General features: G+C 39.9%; 19 protein-coding genes. 17 read left to right on the top strand and 2 right to left on the bottom strand.

Annotated features, from left to right (window positions below; all coding sequences use genetic code 11):
- Positions 1-32 precede the first annotated feature (32 nt).
- The 10 genes from NSS94_RS21555 to NSS94_RS21510 all read left to right on the top strand — a co-directional run bounded on the left by NSS94_RS21555 (position 33) and on the right by NSS94_RS21510 (position 11,461).
- Positions 33-1,292 carry a DNA cytosine methyltransferase gene (locus NSS94_RS21555; protein WP_341040110.1) on the top strand — a complete coding sequence of 420 codons (1,260 nt, stop codon included), beginning with the start codon at positions 33-35 and terminating at the stop codon, positions 1,290-1,292.
- Between the two features lie 281 nt (positions 1,293-1,573).
- The gene (locus NSS94_RS21550) at positions 1,574-2,713 is read left to right on the top strand and encodes a pentapeptide repeat-containing protein (RefSeq protein ID WP_341040108.1); all 1,140 of its coding nucleotides are present in this window, start codon (positions 1,574-1,576) and stop codon (positions 2,711-2,713) included.
- Between the two features lie 15 nt (positions 2,714-2,728).
- The gene (locus NSS94_RS21545; protein ID WP_341040106.1) at positions 2,729-3,286 is read left to right on the top strand and encodes a hypothetical protein; all 558 of its coding nucleotides are present in this window, start codon (positions 2,729-2,731) and stop codon (positions 3,284-3,286) included.
- 20 nt (positions 3,287-3,306) lie between these two features.
- Complete coding sequence (locus NSS94_RS21540; protein WP_341040105.1) at positions 3,307-3,966, top strand: hypothetical protein; 660 nt, start codon at positions 3,307-3,309, stop codon at positions 3,964-3,966.
- Positions 3,963-5,387, top strand: a complete 1,425-nt coding sequence (locus tag NSS94_RS21535; protein WP_341040104.1) for a phage baseplate assembly protein V — start codon at positions 3,963-3,965, stop codon at positions 5,385-5,387. The genes NSS94_RS21540 and NSS94_RS21535 overlap by 4 nt, the downstream gene beginning before the upstream one ends.
- Positions 5,388-5,414: 27 nt before the next feature.
- Positions 5,415-5,849: a DUF4280 domain-containing protein gene (locus tag NSS94_RS21530; protein ID WP_341040103.1), complete on the top strand. Its 435-nt coding sequence runs from the start codon at positions 5,415-5,417 to the stop codon at positions 5,847-5,849.
- Positions 5,850-5,860: 11 nt separating this feature from the next.
- On the top strand, positions 5,861-8,917 hold the full coding sequence (locus tag NSS94_RS21525; protein WP_341040102.1) for a phage baseplate assembly protein V: 3,057 nt from the start codon (positions 5,861-5,863) through the stop codon (positions 8,915-8,917).
- Between the two features lie 17 nt (positions 8,918-8,934).
- Complete coding sequence (locus tag NSS94_RS21520) at positions 8,935-9,381, top strand: contact-dependent growth inhibition system immunity protein (RefSeq protein ID WP_305166979.1); 447 nt, start codon at positions 8,935-8,937, stop codon at positions 9,379-9,381.
- A 449-nt stretch (positions 9,382-9,830) separates the two neighbouring features.
- Positions 9,831-10,571, top strand: a complete 741-nt coding sequence (locus NSS94_RS21515) for a hypothetical protein (protein WP_341040101.1) — start codon at positions 9,831-9,833, stop codon at positions 10,569-10,571.
- A gap of 440 nt (positions 10,572-11,011) precedes the next feature.
- Positions 11,012-11,461, top strand: coding sequence for a hypothetical protein (locus NSS94_RS21510; RefSeq protein WP_341040100.1), 450 nt, complete (start codon positions 11,012-11,014; stop codon positions 11,459-11,461).
- Positions 11,462-11,569: 108 nt separating this feature from the next.
- Here NSS94_RS21510 and NSS94_RS21505 read toward each other — a convergent pair whose 3' ends face one another.
- Positions 11,570-11,731 carry a hypothetical protein gene (locus NSS94_RS21505; protein WP_341040098.1) on the bottom strand — a complete coding sequence of 54 codons (162 nt, stop codon included), beginning with the start codon at positions 11,729-11,731 and terminating at the stop codon, positions 11,570-11,572.
- The gene (locus NSS94_RS21500; RefSeq protein WP_341040097.1) at positions 11,728-11,892 is read right to left on the bottom strand and encodes a hypothetical protein; all 165 of its coding nucleotides are present in this window, start codon (positions 11,890-11,892) and stop codon (positions 11,728-11,730) included. The genes NSS94_RS21505 and NSS94_RS21500 overlap by 4 nt, the downstream gene beginning before the upstream one ends.
- Before the next feature lie 220 nt (positions 11,893-12,112).
- On the opposite strand from NSS94_RS21500, the gene NSS94_RS21495 reads away from it, so the two are divergent.
- From NSS94_RS21495 to NSS94_RS21465, 7 genes are all read left to right on the top strand, one after another.
- Complete coding sequence (locus tag NSS94_RS21495; RefSeq protein WP_341040096.1) at positions 12,113-12,439, top strand: hypothetical protein; 327 nt, start codon at positions 12,113-12,115, stop codon at positions 12,437-12,439.
- A gap of 69 nt (positions 12,440-12,508) precedes the next feature.
- On the top strand, positions 12,509-13,336 hold the full coding sequence (locus NSS94_RS21490; protein WP_341040095.1) for a hypothetical protein: 828 nt from the start codon (positions 12,509-12,511) through the stop codon (positions 13,334-13,336).
- 479 nt (positions 13,337-13,815) lie between these two features.
- Entirely contained in the window at positions 13,816-14,643 is an 828-nt protein-coding gene (locus NSS94_RS21485; protein ID WP_341040093.1) for a TnsA endonuclease N-terminal domain-containing protein, read from the top strand.
- Positions 14,636-16,861 carry a Mu transposase C-terminal domain-containing protein gene (locus NSS94_RS21480; RefSeq protein WP_341040092.1) on the top strand — a complete coding sequence of 742 codons (2,226 nt, stop codon included), beginning with the start codon at positions 14,636-14,638 and terminating at the stop codon, positions 16,859-16,861. Before NSS94_RS21485 ends, NSS94_RS21480 begins: the two co-directional genes overlap by 8 nt.
- Entirely contained in the window at positions 16,858-18,501 is a 1,644-nt protein-coding gene (locus tag NSS94_RS21475; protein WP_341040091.1) for an ATP-binding protein, read from the top strand. Before NSS94_RS21480 ends, NSS94_RS21475 begins: the two co-directional genes overlap by 4 nt.
- A 7-nt stretch (positions 18,502-18,508) precedes the next feature.
- On the top strand, positions 18,509-20,245 hold the full coding sequence (locus tag NSS94_RS21470) for a TnsD family Tn7-like transposition protein (RefSeq protein ID WP_341040090.1): 1,737 nt from the start codon (positions 18,509-18,511) through the stop codon (positions 20,243-20,245).
- A 16-nt stretch (positions 20,246-20,261) separates the two neighbouring features.
- Positions 20,262-21,194, top strand: a complete 933-nt coding sequence (locus NSS94_RS21465) for a TniQ family protein (protein ID WP_341040088.1) — start codon at positions 20,262-20,264, stop codon at positions 21,192-21,194.
- Positions 21,195-21,465: the final 271 nt, after the last annotated feature.

The raw sequence follows: 21,465 nt of genomic DNA, 5'->3' as shown, positions 1-21,465 counted from the left end.
AATTTCTACATAACGAATTGGGAGATTTGAAAATGAACTTTATTGACTTATTTGCCGGTGCTGGTGGGCTTTCAGAAGGATTTGTGAGACAGGGATTTAATCCAATAGCTCACGTTGAAATGGATTCATACGCATCCGAGACAATTAAAACAAGAACTGCCTATCATTATTTAAACAGTGAAGGCCGCCTTGATGTATATAAGGAATATTTGAGAGGAAATATAACTAAGGAAAATTTATATCAGGAAATCCCGGTGAGTTTATTGGAAAGTATAATAAACCAAGAGATTAATGATGACACAATTCCGGATATTTTCAATAAGATTGACGAGTTGTTACTAGAGAATACCGGTCAGACTCAAAAAATTGATGTTTTGATTGGCGGTCCGCCCTGTCAGGCCTATTCGCTTGTTGGACGAGCCAGAGATCCACAGAAGAAGGAGAATGATCCGAGGAACTATCTCTATAAACAGTATGTGAAGTTTCTGGTCAAATATCAGCCTGATATTTTTGTGTTTGAAAATGTACCTGGAATTTTAAATGCTGGTGGAGGATCTTATTATAGGGATATTCAAGATTTAATGAGAGAAATCGGATATGAAATCAAACATAAAACCTTGGATGCTTCTCATTACGGAGTGTTACAAAAGAGAAAGAGAGTTATATTAATAGGATGGAACAGGGAGTTGGGATACGAATATCCGCGTTTTACCCAAATCGAACAGCTTGCATTAGTCGAAGATATTTTTTCAGACCTGCATCCACTTGCACCAGGTGAACAATTGAATGAATATGTTAAAGAACCAACATCATACCTTAGGGATACTAATATTAGAAATGAAGAGGATATATTAACACAGCACTTAACCAGAATGCATAATGAGAGGGATCTTGAAATATACAATATTGCGATAGACCTTTGGAATCGAGAAAAAAAACGTTTGAAGTATACAGATCTCCCAGAAAGATTAAGAACGCATAATAATCTTAAGGCTTTTCTGGATCGATTCAAGGTTGTAGCAAGAGATCTACCCTATTCACATACAGTAGTGGCTCATATAGCCAAGGACGGGCATTATTATATACATCCGGATATTAACCAGTCCAGATCAATATCTGTCAGAGAGGCAGCGAGACTTCAGTCGTTCCCTGATAATTTTTATTTTGAGGGACCACGTACAGCTGTATTTACACAGATAGGTAATGCAGTTCCGCCGTTGATGGCTGAAACTATAGCTATAGAAATCAAAAAAATGTTAATTGGTGAAGTGCAGTTATCATTTAAAGTTTAGACACCAAACAACAACTTCACTAATGTTATAAAGAAAATAATTTCTTCAAATGGGTGGGTTCAATTGCGAACCTACCTTTTTCTCATTGAACACAGTTAAGGTTCTTTCTGTAAACAAAATCATTAATTTGTCCGATACATATATAAAGAAGATTTACTGTTAAATATACCCTTGAAAAATATCATTTCACATATCATTTATATTAGACCTCGGTTTAAGATAACAGCTACTTTAATACGCACAGTATTATGTAAATGCAGCAACCAGAAAGGAGATGGAACGTGAATCGTGAGGAAATCCTTAAACACTTTGCAAGTGAGGTCTACGAACCGCTTAAGCACCAAATGTTATTCGCGTTGGAAGCCTCTTTTCAAAATCGCAAGCATGCTTTGGCCAAGACATTTCGCAATTCACTAGAGCCAATACTTCGGAAAGTCAAGCAGATGCAGCATGAAGGCACTAAACAGGCGTTGGGATATATATCTTACTCCATGCTCCGTACCGAATTAGCAAACGGAAGAGCGACCTATTTAGTGGAGGCGATGGATAAGAGATGGTTTATGGATCTCCATACTTGTCGAGATACCTATAATGCAGAATGGGCATTTCGCTATTTGGACGAGTGGGAGACGGAATTAAGTAAGCACGCTAAGAAATATGGCGGAAGAATCGGATTGGATGATATTGAAAGGATAAAATTGCGCGCGGCAATGTACATTCATCAATATATCATTGCACTGGCACGTTTTAGTATCACAGAGGAATGGCTGGACGAAATACAGTTTGCTCATGAAATACTGTTGGAAGATGTGTTCGAACTAAGAGTCGGAGAGTATTTAGACCAAAGTGAAGTCGTTTATAAACGAGATGTGCGTGTCAAAGATTCGACGGTGATGAAAGATTGGCTTGAGGAAAAGAAGCCATATGACTACATACATGAAGTTTTTCGGGGAATTGACGGATCTCAAGGAAATTATGAGGGAATACGACTGCAATATGCCGATTTGAGTGAAAGTTTTTTTAACAATAGTGTTTTTACAGGAGGAAATTTGATCGGCTCCTGTTGGGATAAAGCCTGTTTACAAGAAGCGGATTTTAGCGGTTGTTTGATTCAGGAAGCCCGTTTTGAACAAGCCAACTTAAGAGGGGCATCTTTCCAGGATGCAATAGCTGTACCAGGAATTTACCAGTCTGAGCGATGGGAAAGCCCCGGTTTTCAACCCGTAAGCTTTGCAGGAGCGGATCTTACAGGAGCCCAATTTCAGGGAGCTTACTTACAGGATGTGGATTTCACCGGGGCCATATTGCAGGGGGCTGACTTTATGGGAGCAGCGTTTGAGGGAGCCTGCTTCAAAGGAGCGGTGCTGGATGGAGCAAGGTTTAGTTTAGGTATGCATCCAGTTGTACAGAGTCTTACTTAATTTGAATAACCCAATGTGAGACAAACGGAATGGAAGGGACGTGGCATAGTGGAGTATTTTCTTTGTCAACATGATGATCGGATGTTGTATTCCGCTGTTCCCGTATGGGACGAAGAAGCCAATGCGGAGATGGTAAATATAAATGACTGGACGGAATGGCCCTCTTCTTATGCTGCACAGTTTAAGGTCAAGGGTCACGATTACACGGTTTACCCTGATATTCTGATGGGTTCCAGGATGATGGTATCTGATGCTGTGTATGAATTGTTACAGGTCTATACGCCGAGCCTGTTCAGCCGTATGGCTTTGTTCCGGGATATAGAACGTTCTGAGCAAAAGTTGTACTGGATGATTCAGCCCCCTTTAGTGAACTGTGTAGGTGAGATAAGTACATTTCATCCCGGAGGAACATTGATGAAGTTAGTAGTGGATCGAGAGCGTACTGAGGGGAGACCCCTGTTGCAAGTTCAAGGATTGCGTGAAACCTGTACATTAGTAAATCTAGCATTAGCAGAGAGTCTGTTGCGGAGGGGAACGAGTGGTATCTCCTTTCAGGAAGTCGATATGCAGTAACGAAATGGGAGGAGATATTTGTGGAACATCTGGATAAGAAAATTGTTTCTTTGCTACATACAGTAACATCAGGAAATGCCGAAAATAATCCATCCTTAACTGAGGATGAAGCTTTAAGTCACGCACACGAGAAGGAGCCGTTTGGGCAAACATTACAAACATTCATGCAGCTTGAAGGGGAAAGTCTGGTTTTTGCTCAGCGGTATTTAGTGGATGAACGCATTAGTATAACAATGCCAAAGAGCTTTCGAGGTATGCCAATGGATGAGCAACTATTAAAATATCCTTCTCATCATCGCCCAGATTTTATTTTCACTAATGAGGCAGGCACGATTAATTTAACCTTCAAGCATACCGAGAGTCCGTTACAAATAGAAGAGTTGGAGTACTTTACGGATGAGATGGCGCAGGTGGTAAAACAAACCCAGAAGTTGACTGAATGGTTTGGCCATGAAGTGTTGGAGGTAGGGGAGAATCGAATTGGATACTGTGAATTTATGACGCCAGTATGGAATGCGCGCATGTACAATTTATCCTTTTTTACGGTGCTGGAAGGACGGGCGCTAATGTGTGCGTTTAACTGTACTGATGAAGAAATGGTGACTTGGAAGCCCGTTGCTCGTAGTATGCTGCTAACGTTGAAAATCGAACCCGAGCGAAAGGAAGGTATGCCCTTATGACAATAACCAACATTACATATGATCGGCTGCAAATTACGCCATTTGAATTGGTTAGTATTCAGGAATTGCATATGACCAAGCGACTGAATGAGCACACCCGGCTCTCTTTTACGGCTATTTTGCCTGAAGAATTACAGGACAGTTATGTTCAATTGATCGAAGCTGATTCCCCGGTTTGTGTGTCGCAACTAGATGAAGCAGGCACTCCAACACCGCTATTTAACGGAACGGTGCTCCATATGGAAGTCAAAGTGGTCAGAGATGTGTATTACCTGGAAGTCGAGGCTATATCACACACGTATAAACTGGATATTCGCAAAAAAGACAGGTCCTTTCAGGATAAAAATATGAAGGTAGAGGAATTGCTGCGGGCTGTAGGTAGGGATTATCCCGGTTTTGACATTATTGATTCGGCTACAGGGGGAGAAGCTTTAGGTCGCATAGCGGTCCAATATCGTGAAACAGATTGGGAGTTCCTCAAGCGGATCGCTTCGCGTTATCATACTTCACTCACGCCTGCCTCGGTGTTTGAAGTGCCGAAGTGTTATTTTGGTGTTGAGGAGACCCAGTCAGGACTTGATTTAACGAATTATCATTACACCGTCAGTAAACGAGTCGCGGATTATCGTTATTTTAACGGCAATGATACAGCACATGTAAACGAGCATGATTTTATTGATTACCTGGTTGAGGCGGAGCAAGTTTTGGAGTTGGGCAGCACCGTTACTTTTAAAGGTAAAAACTTGTATGTGTACAAGGTAGACACTCACATGCAAAAGGGTGTGCTGCAGCACGTGTATACCTTAACCTCTCACAAGGGGTTGAGGCACAAGGAAGTCTTTAACGAACAGCTTATTGGTCTGTCTTTACCAGGTAAAGTCATTCAGGTAGAGCGAGATCGTATCAAATTACATTTGAATATAGATGCCGTTCAAGACCCTGCGAAGGCCCACTGGTTCACGTATGTTTCTCCTTATACTGCGGAAGGACATAGCGGATGGTACGTGATGCCTGAGTTGGGAGATACCGTGCTACTCTATTTCCCTGCCCATCGGGAAGAAGAAGGCATGGCAAGTACATCTTTGCGCCAAAAGAATCAGAGTGTAGAGCAGCATGCGCTTGCTAATCCCGACATCAAATTATTTCGTACGGCCCACGGTAAGGAAATCAAATTAACTCCCGATGAAATTGTAATCACCAGTAAGGAGGGAGCCGTGTATATACAGTTAAATGAGAAAGATGGTATTCATATTGTAAGCGACAAACAGATTCAGTTCTCAGCAGGGGGAAATATTTCCATTCATTCCGGCAGTAAAGTGAAAATCACGGCAGGGGATGAAATTCAAATGACGAGTAAAGGCAGCACCGTATCGCTGGGCGGAATGACAAATGTTCTGGGCAGTGAAGTGAAGACGAACTAAGAAAGGAATGAAAGGGGGAATAGAAGAATGGCAAATAAGTCTCATTCCGATAAGGAACCTATTCAAGCTGGACGGGGAAGTAAACAAGGATATGTTGTTGCTGGAGCGATCTTGAGCTGCAGCTTTGGTACGCAACCGACACGGCTCAAACGTCCGTTCAGTCACGGCGTATATGTGAAGGAGAAAGCCCAAATGAATGTTGGAGATTACTTGTCCGGCACCAATATCAGCAATTTCGGTCGTTGCTCCTGTCCGGCCAATCCAGCGGTCAAAAGCAGTGACATGGTCGATATTTATGGGGTCAAAAAAGCGAACTGTGTTCCGGTGATTACCGGGCCCTGGATCGGCGGCAAAAGCGATGTGCTCGTGGAAGGAGAACCAGCCTTGCTGGATCAATGCTCGAATGCGTGCCTATACGGGGGAATGATTCGGATTACAGACGATGGCCAGACGCTGGAGTAAGGAGGTACAAGTTGGATCACACACAAACGATGTTAACGTATAAGGAGTTGGAATGTACAGGTCCATATCCTCTTCAAACGATAAATGAACTGCGTATCGAACGAAAACTAAATGACCACGCTCGGTTAAAGATCAGTGGATGGATAGATGAAGAGCAGAGAGATCATTACATAGAACAGGATCAGGATAACGAACCGGTCATTATCCGTACCAAAACAGAGAATGGTCAGCCAGAACGTATTTTGTTCCATGGTTTACTGGTCCATGCAGAAACACGGATGGTGCGTGGCATCTATTATGTGGAGCTTGAAGCGGTTTCCCATACGATTCAGTTGGACATCACACCTATCACCCGTTCTTATCAGCATACCTTAATGCCCTACGGAAATTTGATCAAGCAAATCATTCAGAAGTACAGTCAGGCCGATGTTATTGATAACGCAACAAACGGTGCTACCTTGCATGCATTTACTTTACAATATCAGGAGACGGATTGGGCTTTTCTCAAAAGGATCGCTTCCCGATTTGGAGCTGTGCTGATCCCGGAAATTTCATTGAACGGACCCAAGTTCTGGTTGGGTATGCCGGAGGGACAATACGTTGAAATGAAGCATCCGGTTTACCGTACTCGACGTAGCTTTGATCCGAAGAGGATAGCGGAATTCAGCTATATGATGGAGAGTGAGACGCTTGCCCGGCCCGGGGATCTAACGGATTGGAATGGCGAGCAATGGATGGTAGCGGAAGTCACTTCTGAATTACAAAAAGGAGTGCTGCTACACGAGTATGAACTGGTTCACGAACAGGGAATTCAGCAAACAGAGACTTTGTGTCCTCACCTCACAGGAGCTTCGCTCGAAGGACGTGTATTGGAAGCCAAATCAGGCCGAATACGTGTTCATCTTACAGTGGATGAAAAGCAGGATCGGGAAACGGCATGGTGGTTTCCATATGCCAGCAGTTATACAGCCGAAGGGCATAGCGGTTGGTACGTCATGCCGGAACGAGGAGATAAAGTATCTGTCCGCTTCCCTACAGAGAAGGAGGCAGACGGATATGCGGCAAGTTCCATACGAAATGGGCGAAATTCGCCGAAGCTCGCTGACCCAGCTACCAAGCATTGGGGGACGCCTCATGACAAGGACATCAAGCTAAGTGCCAGTGAATTGAAGGTGACAGCCAAGTCGGAACAGGTTCATATTCAATTGAATGCATCGGGGGTTCAGGTCGTCAGTGAGCATGAATTGTCATTGTCGGCAGGCAAGACGCTCTCCTTGCATGCAGATGGGGAGCTGAATATTCAAGCTGCCGAGGCCATCTATTTCAAAGCGGGCAGTAGCAGCTTGGTGCTGGACGGTGAAACGGATATCCGGTCCGCTAAAGTACAGCTGGAAGGCACGGTTAAAAGGCCGGTTTTTGTAGCAGATTTAGCACCGATTTGGGAACCCCCATTAATGTCTGTGAAAGCCTATGCGGAGGCGCAGGCGGCGAAAAGTGCAGCAAACAGCAGTACAGGAGGAAGCTCCAATTCAAGCGTTACATCGAAAGATGGGGGAGCCGTTAAGTCAGCCGTAAACACTCCGGATTCACCGAAGGCTAGTCTACTCGATGGCGTATTAGGATTAGCTCAGAAAGTATGTGATGTGGCTGCGTCTATTCCTGTATTGGGAGCTATACCGAAAGCAGCAAGTCAAAAAATAGCTTCCATTCGTTCCGAAGTGGCTTCCTCTGGACCGTCATCCCTAGTTAAATATGCGGCAGCCGGTTTGTCCATGATTGCCAGCGTGCCTTCCCATGGTTGGGGAGTGGTGTTGGGGAAGAGTGCCAAGGTTGCTGCCCAAGCCTTACATGCGCACGCGGAGGAACAAAGGGCGCGTGAACGGCATGCAATGATGGATTTTCTGGGTAAGGTGTGGACGAGTGCCAGAGGATATGGAGAAGTACAATCCATATCGGACTTCATCAAATATGTAAAGGGAGTCAATCAGGCTTCCGTACAAGCCTATAGCGAAGTTCCTTCTGATATACGGGAACGATGGTATCAAAGAAATGTGGATCAACAGTTTGAGGATGCGCTGAATGCCTATTATAATAATCAGGAACTCTCCACAGATATAGTCGCATTAATGGAACATCAGCGGCAGACAGACAACCATTTTCGATATAGTGACAGAGCTTTGATGAGTCCCAAGTATCGGGATGATATGAAAGGGTATACGACAGAACAGAAGAAATATCTAATTGATTTTCTGAATTCAATTGACGATTATAGAAAGGAGTATGGGCCGTTTAGGGAAAGTCCTTTTATGAAAGACCTGGATGAGACTGAGCGGATTGTGTTTAATGAAATCAAAAACTCTGCCTATGAGAGTGCAGAGGGCATGGCAGAGAGGTTCCATAATTTCCCTAATATAGATATTCTCCAAATGGTGATCGATAACATCAAAGGAAAACAAGACGTAGCAGATAAAATTGTTAAAGTCATAACGGAGCCAGATGCTGTTTATGAAAAAGCAAAAAACAGCTCCCAACAAGAAAATGCCCATCTGTTAGTAGAAGCAGCATTTGCGTTTGTAGTTGGAAGGAAAGGAAAGAGACATTCCAGAGATGATGGTTCTTCACCAGGAGGATCGCATCATGATCATTCTTCTGAGGAGACGAATAATGGTGGTTCGGGCAGTAGTAGGACTAGAACAATTTCAAGTGCTGATGATTTATCAGATGCAGCTAAATCTAAAATCACTACTAGTCAGAGGGCTACTTTGAATCAACAAGAAAGAACATACTCACATTTAACCGAAATGGATTTAAAGGGAGCACAGAGAGATTTAGATGGCAACCCTGTTCCAAAACCAGGCGGAGGTTATTATGATCATGCTCAAGAAGTTTCTGACGCATATCGTGGTTTAGTTGATATGAAAAAAAGTTGGGAAGGGGTTCTTAGAAATCCTAATTTGGACACTGAACTCCGACAACTTTATACTTCTAAGTTAAATGATGTAGACGTTTCGATGAAAAAAATTGAAGATATGTTTGCCACTCATGGCGGAGTGTATCCACCTAAATAATGATTGGAGTAATGTATATGATTAATAGAAGAAAAGCATTAAAAGAGTTTTTAACAAATGAAGAATATAGAAGTATTGTGGAAAACGCAACACAATTTTCAGATATGACACTACCTGTATGGCACTTACAGATTACAGGAAAATGTCTCTTTGAGTTATCAAACTTCGATTTGATTCGTTGTATTAGACAAGGCATTTTTACCAATCTAGCAATATTTGAAATTATTGAAAGGATTGATGAACAGAATACACCTTTCTATGCTGATATTGATTCAATGGAATTGATGGAGAAATTATCATCTGTTAGTTCTGAAATGCTTTCAGTGTACAAGGGTAAATTAGATAGAATTATTGAAAATATTGAACAGAAGCACTTAATAGATTTAGCAGATATCTGGATGTTTGATGAACAGAAAGAAACATACAAAGACTATATCAATAAAATAAAGAATAAAATCCAATGATAAAATTTAATGAGATGCTTTTAAATATGAATGTCTGTCAAACGAGGTATGGTCAAGCCCCCATTTAGTGGATAGTAGAAACTGTAAGATATTTTGTGTAAACATTTCACAGTGTGAACATGAACCTCTGAATTTTGTTTGTAGTGTGACCTTGAAAGGCTGTAGTCTTTCAAGGTTTTTCTTTGTTCACCTTGTCAAAGAAGAAGTAAATCATCAGGAAGTAATTCTGCCCTATCCTCAACGCTTGAATAAGCAATGCTACCACGTAAAACGTAAAAGAGTGACGATTGGGATGCGTTCTGCATTCCAAAGTATTGCTGATGTCTTAAGAAAATAAAGTATTAGACTGGGAAAATAAAGTTGTAGACTCTCACCGGCGGCGCTGAATTACCGGGTAGGTTAAATAAATTGTAAAACGAATAAATTACTTTTCAGAAAAGAGTGTGAATATGCTGGATATTAACAAAGAAGATTTTATCGAAGATATTTCTAGAGATAATTTGAGGTTACCTTACCAAGCTATTGAGAAACTTACATCACTAATGAAGTTAGTTTTCGATAATTATCCAAAGGAGTCTATAGATAACGCTGCAGATATATCACGATTACATTTGCTTTCGAGACTCTACAATGATCTTAAATCAATCTATCTCCTCTCCTTGAAGGGTTATTCTGTACAAGCGGCCACAATAGCGTGTGCATTTTACGAGGCAGCCCTTACCGTTATTTGTATTGATAATGAGGAAGAAAAAGGTCGGAAGTGGTTAAAACACAAGGATACGGTACATGGCTATAGTAAAACGAGTGTTTTGAATAGAGAAGTGGTAAAGAAATTGAACTGGTCATCAGATACCTGGGATAACCTTAAAAAGGTTTATACTTATTTATCAATGGCAAAACATAGCAACCCATTGATTTTAACTGTCCACTCTTTCGTTGAAGTTAATGATGACAAGGGAAGTTATAAGGATTTTAATTACGGGCCAGAGGTTAGTGAAGCTTCTTTCAGATTAAGTTGGTATTCAATACTTATGTCCATGCAATTAGGAAATGCTGCATTAGGTACTTACGTCAATAATCTGGCTGAATTAATTGACGACCATTTATTTATTGAGATGCAAGAGTTACATTCAGAGTTTTTAGATCTTCTTGACGAAAACATAAGAGTGAGTGCTAAAAAATACGGGTAAATTGGTACGGCCATTGGCATTGGTCATCCGATCCTAATCATGAGACCTCCCCCACCTTAAACGCGGTTGTTACAAAGCGACGTCAACTACACGGTGGAACTACAGTTGGAACTAGCCAGTCTAATACTATATTTTATGATTCAGGTTTCTCAACGGACTTATATCATGGCTTAGTCTAAAACTTATTTCTCAAAAGCTGACAATTTTCCAAATCGAAAACCGCGTCAAACTAACATCTCCAGTCTATCACTTTTTTTCTCTCCAAACAGCTGATAGACTGATGAATTTCCAGATACGAATCCATTATACATGTACTGGACAATTGTACAATTGGTAGCAAAGCAGAATGTCATCGTCAAACATGCTAGTGGCTTGAAGAATCAGATGCACCAACAATTAAGCTATCACTATTCCTCTTACAAGAAAGTTTTTCTGTGACATTGAAGGTAAAGGCTGCTCTTGCTTTCTGGGAGAGGTATCCTGCACCACATCAAGCATTAACGGTGGGGTTAGATGAACTGGCTGAATACTTACGTAAAGCGAGTCATAACACCTGCTCTACCTGTAAGGCAGAGGAGATTTTGGAATGGGTCAAGTATGACGACGAAACGAAGCGGAACTTCCAAGAGTACAGGGACTTCCTTATCGTCAACATGACCAAGGACATGCGTAGAAGTCGGGAACACACCAGACAAATGTTAAGAATAAAGTATATATTGATGGGGAGAGTGCGTTTGCTCCAAGCTCTTCAAAAGAAAGGGATCCCAGAGGTTTTTGATCTGCGAAACAACGCCACAGAGGCAGAAATCTTAGCTAAAGAAAAACGTCCGAATATCCATGTCAAGCAAGAAATACGTGATGTATTGAAGGGATTTTATCCTTCCAAATAATTAAATCGATACAGCAAAGGGACTATTTCCTACGGGAGATAGTCCTTATTTTACCTTAAGATTATGATGATATTTTTATCATCTGAGCTTTACCAAGGGAATCCTTTTTTAAACGTAATATTGTTGTCTGACTTTCTTTCGTTGTGATTTATATTGTTCTGTCATTTCGGCATGATGTTTTTTTTGTTCGCTGTGATTCCAGTTTTTAATGCTTTTTATTGCTCTACTGATTTCTGAATAGTAGCCAACTAGATCGAGTTGTTTTTTCATCTCATTCTTTCCCGAAGACTCTCCATCGAACCAGCCATTTGGAGTTGAAAAGCAACTTCATCTGCAAGTACTTCGGTTGGAAGCTCCATGATTAATGCTTCAGCGACCCCATCTCTCAAAACCACACAGTATCTATTGTCAAGCATGATTGAATAGTACAATCCGGAGTTCCTCCTTTTTGAATGTTGTTTTATCACACAAAAATCTCGGTTAAAAGACGAAATTCAGTATGAAAGATGACTTTACCTGGATAAAGTGTTGAGTTCATTTCTAAGGTGTAGCCTTTTCAACAATATTGACATTAGGATATTTTATTATGTAATGAATATAAAAAATCTTATTGTCAATAAATATAGAAATAAGCTAAAGGGAGGAACGATGATGCCCCTGAAATCAGATTGTTTGAAAATGTATGATTTTGCTTCAGTAACACCTCTGGGTATTCGGTATCAGCAGCTTTATTATACTTGTTCCAAAGCGATACGAGAGCGTTGGTTTGAGATATCCCAAAGAGACGGGGGATGGAATATCCGCATTCAATATACCCCAACTGACTTGAGTGTTATTTATCTAGAAGCGGATTCCGAAGAACTTGAAGAATGCAGAATTGTTGTAAGAGAGTCATTGCAAGGTCTTAACTTGGATGAGTATTTACAGAGTGTCCAACTAATGAAACTGGCTAAGCAGATCATAAAAAATAACGATTAGAGTCCCATTTTTTACAGGGCAAGCATTTGGTAACCATAGATATGCATTTACACAAGGAGCGATGTACCAGTGTATTTAGATCAACTTGAACGGTTTATTAAGGAGGGGAACTATAAAAATCTAAAACGAAGTGAAAAGAAGTTGGCATTATTACGTAATAGTGTGATGAATCATCAAGAAAGTCTAGGTCTGAAACGCATGGTATGGTTAGAGCAGAGAGTTGTGGGAACGTTCTGCTCGGTACATACCTATGAGGAAGACAAGAGAAATCTGTTCGACTTTTTAAATAGTTATGGTTTACTTTCTCTGGTTTTAAACATTGAATGGGACAAACTTCTGCCCGAGGAACAAAAGAAGCTTGAACAGCTTTCAACTCCAAAACAGTCTTATTTACGTTTTTCGCCCAAAAAATCATTATGGATCGATGCTGACGAGTTAAGGAGCTTCGAGGCACACGTTAAACAGCTAGACATTATACAGCAGATCGAGGCGTGGAAAAGAATTCGGCTCTTTTATGATCAGGAATTACAACGCTGGGATGCTCTGCGAAAAGGCACGGTACGAGAAATGAAAGAGGGAATTCAAAGAGTAGAGCTTCCTTTTGGAAGTTTGAATGTAGTGCTCCCAAGTCCGCAGCTTAAAATCATCGATGTACTGGGTCAATTAAGTGAGGATTCTTTAGTTCGTGCTGGGCGTATTAATTACGAGTTAGTGATGGAATATGCTGCAAAAGGTTTCTTTAAAAAATCTGAGATCGAACGGTTTCGTCAGTTAAAAAATATAACGAATAAATATATACTGACCAAGCTGGAGAATGAAGAAAGGATGCATGAAATTTTTTATAAAAAGCAACTTCGATTATCACGACTTAGTCAAGAAAGTTTAAGGAAATCATAGACGATCCATGGCTTGCAAATATTTACGAATGATAAGGTCTGTTCTGTTTTAGGTGTTCAATTACGTTAATACATCATATGAATGGAAGCCACCCAATTTAAGATAACTCTGAGACGCACTATCTACAGCAGTATTGTTTTTCAAGGGGGTTGGACGAGAAAGGAAGCAACTATCCGGAGACCCAAGGTGTGAAAAAACACGTGCTTAGCGATCGTATATCAACGTTGAAAACCAAGATATTTATGATGGTGGGACCTATTTATTTATTCCTTGGAGTACAATTCATGGTATAATCTCAGCAAATATAATCCTTTATAGTTTACGCATTTTTGTCGAAAGTTAGATTATTAAAAATCTAGAGTAATCCAGAAATCTATCTCTAAAAAATTATATATCATACATCTAAAAGTCAGGCACCCTAGTTTTTATAGTGGGGCTTTTTTTGCATTAAGAAACTACGAGGTGAATGGAGGGGCATTATGGCTCAAGCATATCCAATTCCCACCACGATAGAAAAATGGATAAAACAAGGTAAAGGCCAGGGCATGGGCAAGCATTATGTACCTTGGTTTACAGCAAGGCAGGTACCTTCCCAAGGAAGAACCCATACTGCTAAGGGGATTAAATCAGGAAGAGAGCATTTACTTCTTTCTGATTTAGAATGGTATTACTTTTATTTATTAGAATGGTCTGATGTCATAGAAGGGTATCGAGAACAATATCCTCTCTTACCCATAGAAGAAACGATTAAAATTGCAGACGATCTTGGTATAGATCATCCTATTGATCCACGGAAACGTGAGTTGAAGGTAATGACCACAGATTTTGTAATTGATCAGGGCGAAAAGCCTATTGAGGCTGTAAATATAAAACCAGCCAATAAGTTAACTGTGCGGGAAGTAGAAAAAATGGAGATTGAAAGGCAATATTGGAAAGCAAGAAATGTTGGGTGGAGTTTGGTAACAGATAAGGATATTCCTGTGTCCTACGCAACAAATGTTCAATACGTTCATAAAACCTATGACCTCACTCCATATCGTATTACGAACCAGTATGTACTGAAAGCACGAGCGTTAATGGAACAAAGTATTCTAGATAAAGTCTGTAAATTAACGGATATAACCAATCAAGTAGATGACATGTTAGGGTTAACACCAGGAAATAGCCTAGTCATTGTAAGACATTTGATTATGACTAAACAATGGAAAGTAAACATGAAGACAAGAATTGATCCTAATCGACCATTGGAAATACTAAAAATCAACAGTAATGTATCCAGTCAACAAGGAGGGATACGCCGTGCTTAATGAGATTTATGTGAATACAGTGTTGGCATTATGGAAAGGCGAGCAGGGAGAAGACGAAGATTTGGAAAAACCCATTTTATATCGTGTATTGTGGATACAACGTTACGAAGATTTGGTTATTATGATCAATACAAGTGAGGAGAAAGGGGAGGCCCCTTCTCCTGAGATGTTCTCTTACTCTATGATTCAGGAAGAGCTCAAAGCTGGAAATATAGAAAAGACAATCATATCTATACCAAGGATTTATCTCTCTGACCAAGAGTTAAGTTCTAAAGACAAACAAATTCGTGATCAGAGATGGAGTTATTTAAATTTGATTGCAAGTAAGGAACATTTGCCGGAAGTATTCTTCAAGCATAAGCGAAGTTCCCTCATATCTGATTTGCATAATCAGAAAGGGATATCTAAGACCCTAATCTGGAGAATTCTTAGGAGGTACTGGCAACGTGGGATGATTGAGAATGCGTTGCTTCCTGATTATGATCGCTGTGGTGGAAAAGGAAAGGAACGCTTGAATACGCAAAAAAAACTAGGTAGACCTAGTATGCAAAGCCAGCTTGATGAGGATCTAAAAGGGATTAATGTTACGGATGAAATCAAACATATTTTTCGGGTTTCCATTGCTAGATGGTTTCATAAACGTGAAAAACGAACTTTCCAAGAAGTTTATGAACTCATGTTAGCCCGATTTTTTAATGATGGGTTTGAACTTGTTGAAGGGAAACAGGTCCCCATCCTTAAGCCTAGCCATGAAAGACCAACTCTACGTCAATTTAAATATTTTTACCAGAAAGAAAACAACACTAAGGATATGATTATAAATCGTGAAGGTAGCAGAAGGTACAATATCAGGTACAGAGCAGTAGAGGGTAATTTAAAACACCGGAATTTTGGGCCAGGTTCTGCATATCAGATTGACTCTACGGTTGCGGATATCTATGTGGTGAGCCGTTTTAATCGAAAATGGGTTATTGGCAGACCAATAATTTATATAGTCTCGGATGCATTCAGTTCTTTAATTGCAGGAATATATGTGGGTTTTGAAGGGCCCAGTTGGGTAGGTGCGATGCTCGCTTTAGAGAATGCAGCTTCTAATAAAGTAGAATATTGCGAACGATTTGGAATTGAACTTGCAGAGGACGAATGGCCAGCTATTGGGTTACCAGAGGTTTTAACGACAGATCGAGGAACAGAGTATACCAGTCAATATCCTAAGCATTTAAAAAGGACATTAAATGTGGAGTTGGAGGCTTTACCTCCATTTCGTCCAGATTGGAAGCCAGTAGTGGAGAAAACCTTCGATTTAATTCAGGGGTTGGCTATAAAATGGACTCCAGGTGCTGTTCTTGAACGAGAAAAAGAAAGAGGTGAAACTGATTATCGTTCTAAGGCTATTCTTGATATTCATGAATTTGAAATGATTTTAATTGAGTGTGTACGCTATCATAACAAGCGTTATTTACCCTCCTATGAGCGGTCACCCGCAATGGTCGAAGACGAGCTCAAACCAACACCGGTAAACTTATGGCAGTGGGGCATACGCAAAGGATTGGGGTCTCTACGCTGGGTGACAAAGGAAGAACTTCGCATGAACTTACTTCCCTCCAAAAAAGGCCGATTTACGAGGGATGGCATCCGTTTTGCTGGACATGTCTATACTTGTGCAACGGCTGAACAAAAGTCTTGGAGATTTCGAGCAAAGAACAAAGAAGTTATCGAAGTGGAATATAGTTATGATCCCAGAGATACCTCCATTATTTTCTTAAGACATGAGGGTGGCAGTTTTGAAGAGTGTTACCGCTTAAGTGACCAGTATGAATCAACGAAGGTTAACTCATTTTACCGATATGAAGAAGAATTGGACAAGATGGCTTATGAGGAGCAACTTTCTCGGATGGGTCAGGATGAAAATATTCAGAATAGGATTATACTGCGTGCAAAAAATGCAGCCATAGTTGAAGAAGCCAAACAAAAGACGGGACAAGCAATAAAGGGAATGAATCAGACGGCTAGACTAAAGAACATGCGGGAGAAACAATGGCAAGAAAAAGAGAGAGAGCGACAAACAAATAACTGGACAATTGGACAGGATCAGCCGTCCAAAGTAAAAAGTAATGTTGTGCCTTTCCATTTGGACGTTAACCCTCAGGAAAATCGCTTACAGCAGACTAAAGCAGATTTACTCAGGAAAATTTTAGAGGAGGATGAGGAGTCATGACCGTCAAACATCCTGTTCGAGGTAGGGTTGAGGTGGCCGAATATAGAGATACAGGAATTCCTGACTATAACGGGCATCCTCTAATCGAGGCTCTTCCCTACATCATGGAAGATGCAGATGTCATTCGTAAAATAAAAAATATAAAAAAATTTAATCCAGAAGAGCGATTGCTGAGTCCAAGTAAACGTAGGCACTGTATCGAAAGGTTAAGAAGCTTTGTTATTCCTTTGAGTCATCATATAGAACTTCAACAGGATTTTTCAGAAATGATTAGGCAGGGATATTTATCAAGAAATATAAACACAACCGATCATATACGTCGTTTAAGATCGGTGATGCTTGGTTTCAAAGATGCAGAGATAGCAAAGCTTGAAAGGGAACGTTTATTTGTTCCGGCGCCCACTTCATCCGGGCTGGCGATTATTGGGATATCCGGGGCCGGGAAAACCACAGCCATCAATCGGATACTCAGTCTTTACCCGCAAGTTATCATGCATCCTAAGTATGAAGAAAAGCAGCTTGTTTGGTTAAAGATTGATTGCCCGGTGACTGGAACCGTTAAACAGTTATGTTTAGGCGTCATTAAAGAAGTAGGCGAACTTTTTGGAGATATGAACAATGAGCTTTATTCCCGATATACAACTGATCAGCTAATACCTATTCTAGCTTCGATGGCCATGAGATACCACTTGGGAGTACTTGTTATTGATGAAATTCAATATTTGAGTGAGGCGAAAACTGGTGGGGCTGCTCTTATGTTGAACTTCTTTAATTCATTAATAAACATGATCGGTGTCCCTGTAATTCTTATTGGTACACCAAAAGCTAAAAATTTGTTTTCCCAAGAATTTAGAAATACCAAACGAGTCACAAATCAAGGGAGTATTTACTGGGATCGTTTAAAAAAAGAAGATAGTGATTGGATGCTGTTTCTTTCTCAGCTTTGGAAACATCAATGGACTAAACATGAGGTTGAAATGACTGAGGAACTTAATAATGTCATGTATGAAGAAACCCAGGGAATACCCGATTTAGTAGTTAAGATTTTCATTGAATCCCAAAAAAGAGCTATTGAAACAGAGGAAAGGTTAACTCCTTCCCTTATACATTCAGTAGCACAGAATCAATTTAAAATATTGCAGCCTGCTCTTGACGCATTAAGAAGTGGAAAGAAAGAAGAAATGCTCCGTTTCCTTGATATTTTTCTTAGCGAATCTCCGAAAGAAATCTTAACAAATGTTGATCGAACAGAACTAAAAAGGAATTTCGGCTTAGATGTTGACCAACTTCTAGACGAAAACCAACAAGAAGACGAGATGAACGAGATTGTGATCTGGTTGATGGATGCCGGGGTTACAGAGAAAGCTGCACGAAAGGTAGCAGGAAAACACAAAACCGAAGATATCACATTATGGAAAAGGTTGGCCTTTCAAGAAGCACATTCTCCGACCGTGGATGTGTTTGATACTATTCCAGCGTCTTCAAAGAGAAAAGAAACGGAGAAAAATAGAAAATTAAGTGGTCTAATTGTGTATGTTAATAAAGAAACAGTTAGAAAGAAAAATAAACAAACCAATTATGCAACTTTAGAAGCTGCTGGGTATATTCAAGATCCGTACAAATTTTTACAACTGGAGTGAAAAGGGAATGAGAGCGACTTTGTATCCAGATGAATTGTTAGCTAGTTTCATAGCCCGAAATCATTTGTTGAGAGGGCATAGAAGCATAAAAACCACATACCAGTCGGTTTTTCATTTAACAGCTGGTAAGACGGCCTATGATCTACCAAGTGGTTTAAAAACCATGCTCCAAAGTGAACAGTTAAAAATAACCTTAGATGAGCTCATTCACTTTCACACTCTGTATCCTTATTACAAGCCTTTCTGGTCAATACAGCAAAGTAGACAAGTGAAAGTAGAAATGGAAGCGGACAAAAGTCAGCGGATTCAAATGATAGCGGGAGTAATGGCCAGCATCATTCGTACCCATAAAGTTCTGAAAATATGCCCTTTATGTTTACAAGCGGATCTAGAAAAATTTGGTGAAGTTTACTGGCACAGAACGCATCAATTGCCGGGAGTTTTAGTGTGTCCTATTCATAACTGCTTTTTGTTAGAGAAATGCCACCAATGTAACGAAGATTTTATGGATCAGAGCATTCAGTATCCTACTTTGCCGACTACATTCTGTAGAAACCATCATCCTGTAAGTGAGATGGTTCGTATTGTCGAAAATCAGCGTTTGATTGGGCTATCAGCTTTTAGTAGCTATATCTTGGAAGGTGGATATAGTGAATATAACAAGGAACAATTGCATGCTAAATATATACAACGCTTAGCCCGGCTTGGTTATTGTACAGCGACAGGCAGAGTCAAACAAAGAGAAGTAAGGGAGTTTTTTTTGAGCCAATATAATCCTCAATTTTTAACCCAGATCGCTGTCAAAATTCCAGAAGATAACGATTTCAACTGGTTGTCGACCATCCTCCGTAAATCAAGAAGGGCCCAACATCCACTCCTGCATATATTGATCATTCAGTTGCTGTGGGATACACCGGAAAAGATAAAGTTAGAAGGGGAAAGCTCACCTTTTGGCTCCGGGCCATGGCCATGCTTAAATCCAATTTCTGATCATTACCAAGTTAATGTTATTCCCCATGTAAAACTAACAAGATGTTCGAATACCCAGAGACCAGTTGGGACTTTCGAATGTCCAAGCTGTGGATTTACCTATTCAAGAAGAGGCCCAGATCAAGGCAGAAATGCTATCTACACTATAGGCAGGATAAAAAAGTTTGGGCCAATTTGGCAAGGTCATTTAGATCATTTGTCTATGGATCGTACATTGGGTTTGAGAGAACTGAGCAGGTTTATGAAATGTGACCCCAAAACGGTCAAACGTTACTTAACTGGATCTGTAAGCGTTAAGAACGAAGTGAATAAATCAACTGATTTTCAACAAAAAAAGAAAAAAATCAAAGCCATTTCCAATACTAAAAAATCCAATGCACCACACATAAGGGTAAACTGGGAAGTGCGAGATCAGGAAATAAACAAGCTTATTATAGATGCTATACAGAAAATTAAACAACGGGAGGGTAAGCCTATTAAACTTACTAAAGCCCGAATAGGTCGAACAATAGGCCAATTAGCTATTTTAGAAAAAAAGCTGGATCAACTTCCACTGTGCAAGAAAACACTCCAAAGATATGTGGAAACTTTGGAGCAGTATCAGAAGAGAAGAATCGATTGGGTCATTAATCAATGCACATCACAGAAATTGCCTTTAAGAAAATGGGTCATAATAAGGAAAGCTGGCATAGGTCGGAAATATTTGAAGGAAATGGAGTGCTATATTGCTGGGAGACTAAATGACGCCGTTTAAACTGGGGATGTGACAAGTGAAGATAAACGAATTATTGGATATGGAAGAATTTCATAGAATGAAATTGAGGTTATACCCAGATGAATCTGTCTACAGTATTTGCGCGCGCTATTACTTGTATTCAGGCCATTTTGCACGTTTGGCAAAAATAAAAAGGAACAAAAAGTTGTATTTAAGTTTAAAGAATGCTTTCCTGTTGATGAGCCCAGTCAGCCTTCCTGTTGGTTCTAGGTGGGCAAGTGATTCTTATTTCCTTGAAAAACACAGCGCATATCCGTATTTTAGTCATTTTATTTTAAATCAAGAGCACAGAAAGAGATTTAAGCGATCAATATTAGAAGGGGATCCTTATATATTAGAAAAAAGACTGCATCCGGATCAAGGCAGAAAGTTAAGATTGTGTCCTATTTGTGTAGATGAAGAGGTTAATAAATATGGAGAACCTTATTGGCATCGTTCACACCAACTACCAGGGAGTATAGTATGCCATATTCATAATGTATTATTAGTGTTTGAATGCCCTGTATGTAGTGAGAGCTTAGCCGATAGAAATGATACCCTCCCCAAGGTTCTTCCCTTATTTTGTTCCCGTGGACATTCGCTTCATTGTATTCGTTCAAATAGTAATAAAGATTTATTTACCATTGCCAATAATAACTGGCTGCTGCTTCACAAACAAAGAGCCATTCGCTTTACCAGAATCCGAAAAACCATGTTTTATTATTTTAATAGAGATAAAGTTGAACAAACCCATTCTTTTTATTCAACAATAATGTATTCAAAATTTCTTAGTCGCTTTGGCGAAGAAGTGCTGTCACAAATTGGGTTGTCAGATCAGGATATAGTGCTCCCGTCGCTTTGGGGAAAGGAAGTGTTGATCAATCCACTTATCTACATTATTTATATGATTTATTTCTCAGGTTCAACGATCGAATTTATAAAAATTTAAGGTCAATTGAAATATCTTCAATAAAGAAATCGAAAAGTTTAATTATATACTGTTAGCGTTAGACATTGTAATATTAGAGGGAAATGGGTGAGGTTTAAAAAAGTATTAATAAAGAAACGATTTTAATTTCAATAATCATAATAATTAATAATTTATCTCAAAAGTAATACCTTATTTAAAGGAATATAACTTACAAATAATTGAATCTTGAACACAACTTTATTGTTCCTACATCAGGTTGCGTTTCATGCAATTTTACCTCTAGAACACA

Source organism: Paenibacillus sp. FSL L8-0644, assembly GCF_038008165.1.
Classification (GTDB): domain Bacteria; phylum Bacillota; class Bacilli; order Paenibacillales; family Paenibacillaceae; genus Paenibacillus; species Paenibacillus polymyxa_D.
Note: the sequence above shows the minus strand (reverse complement) of the source record. Positions and strands in the feature narration are given on the sequence as shown.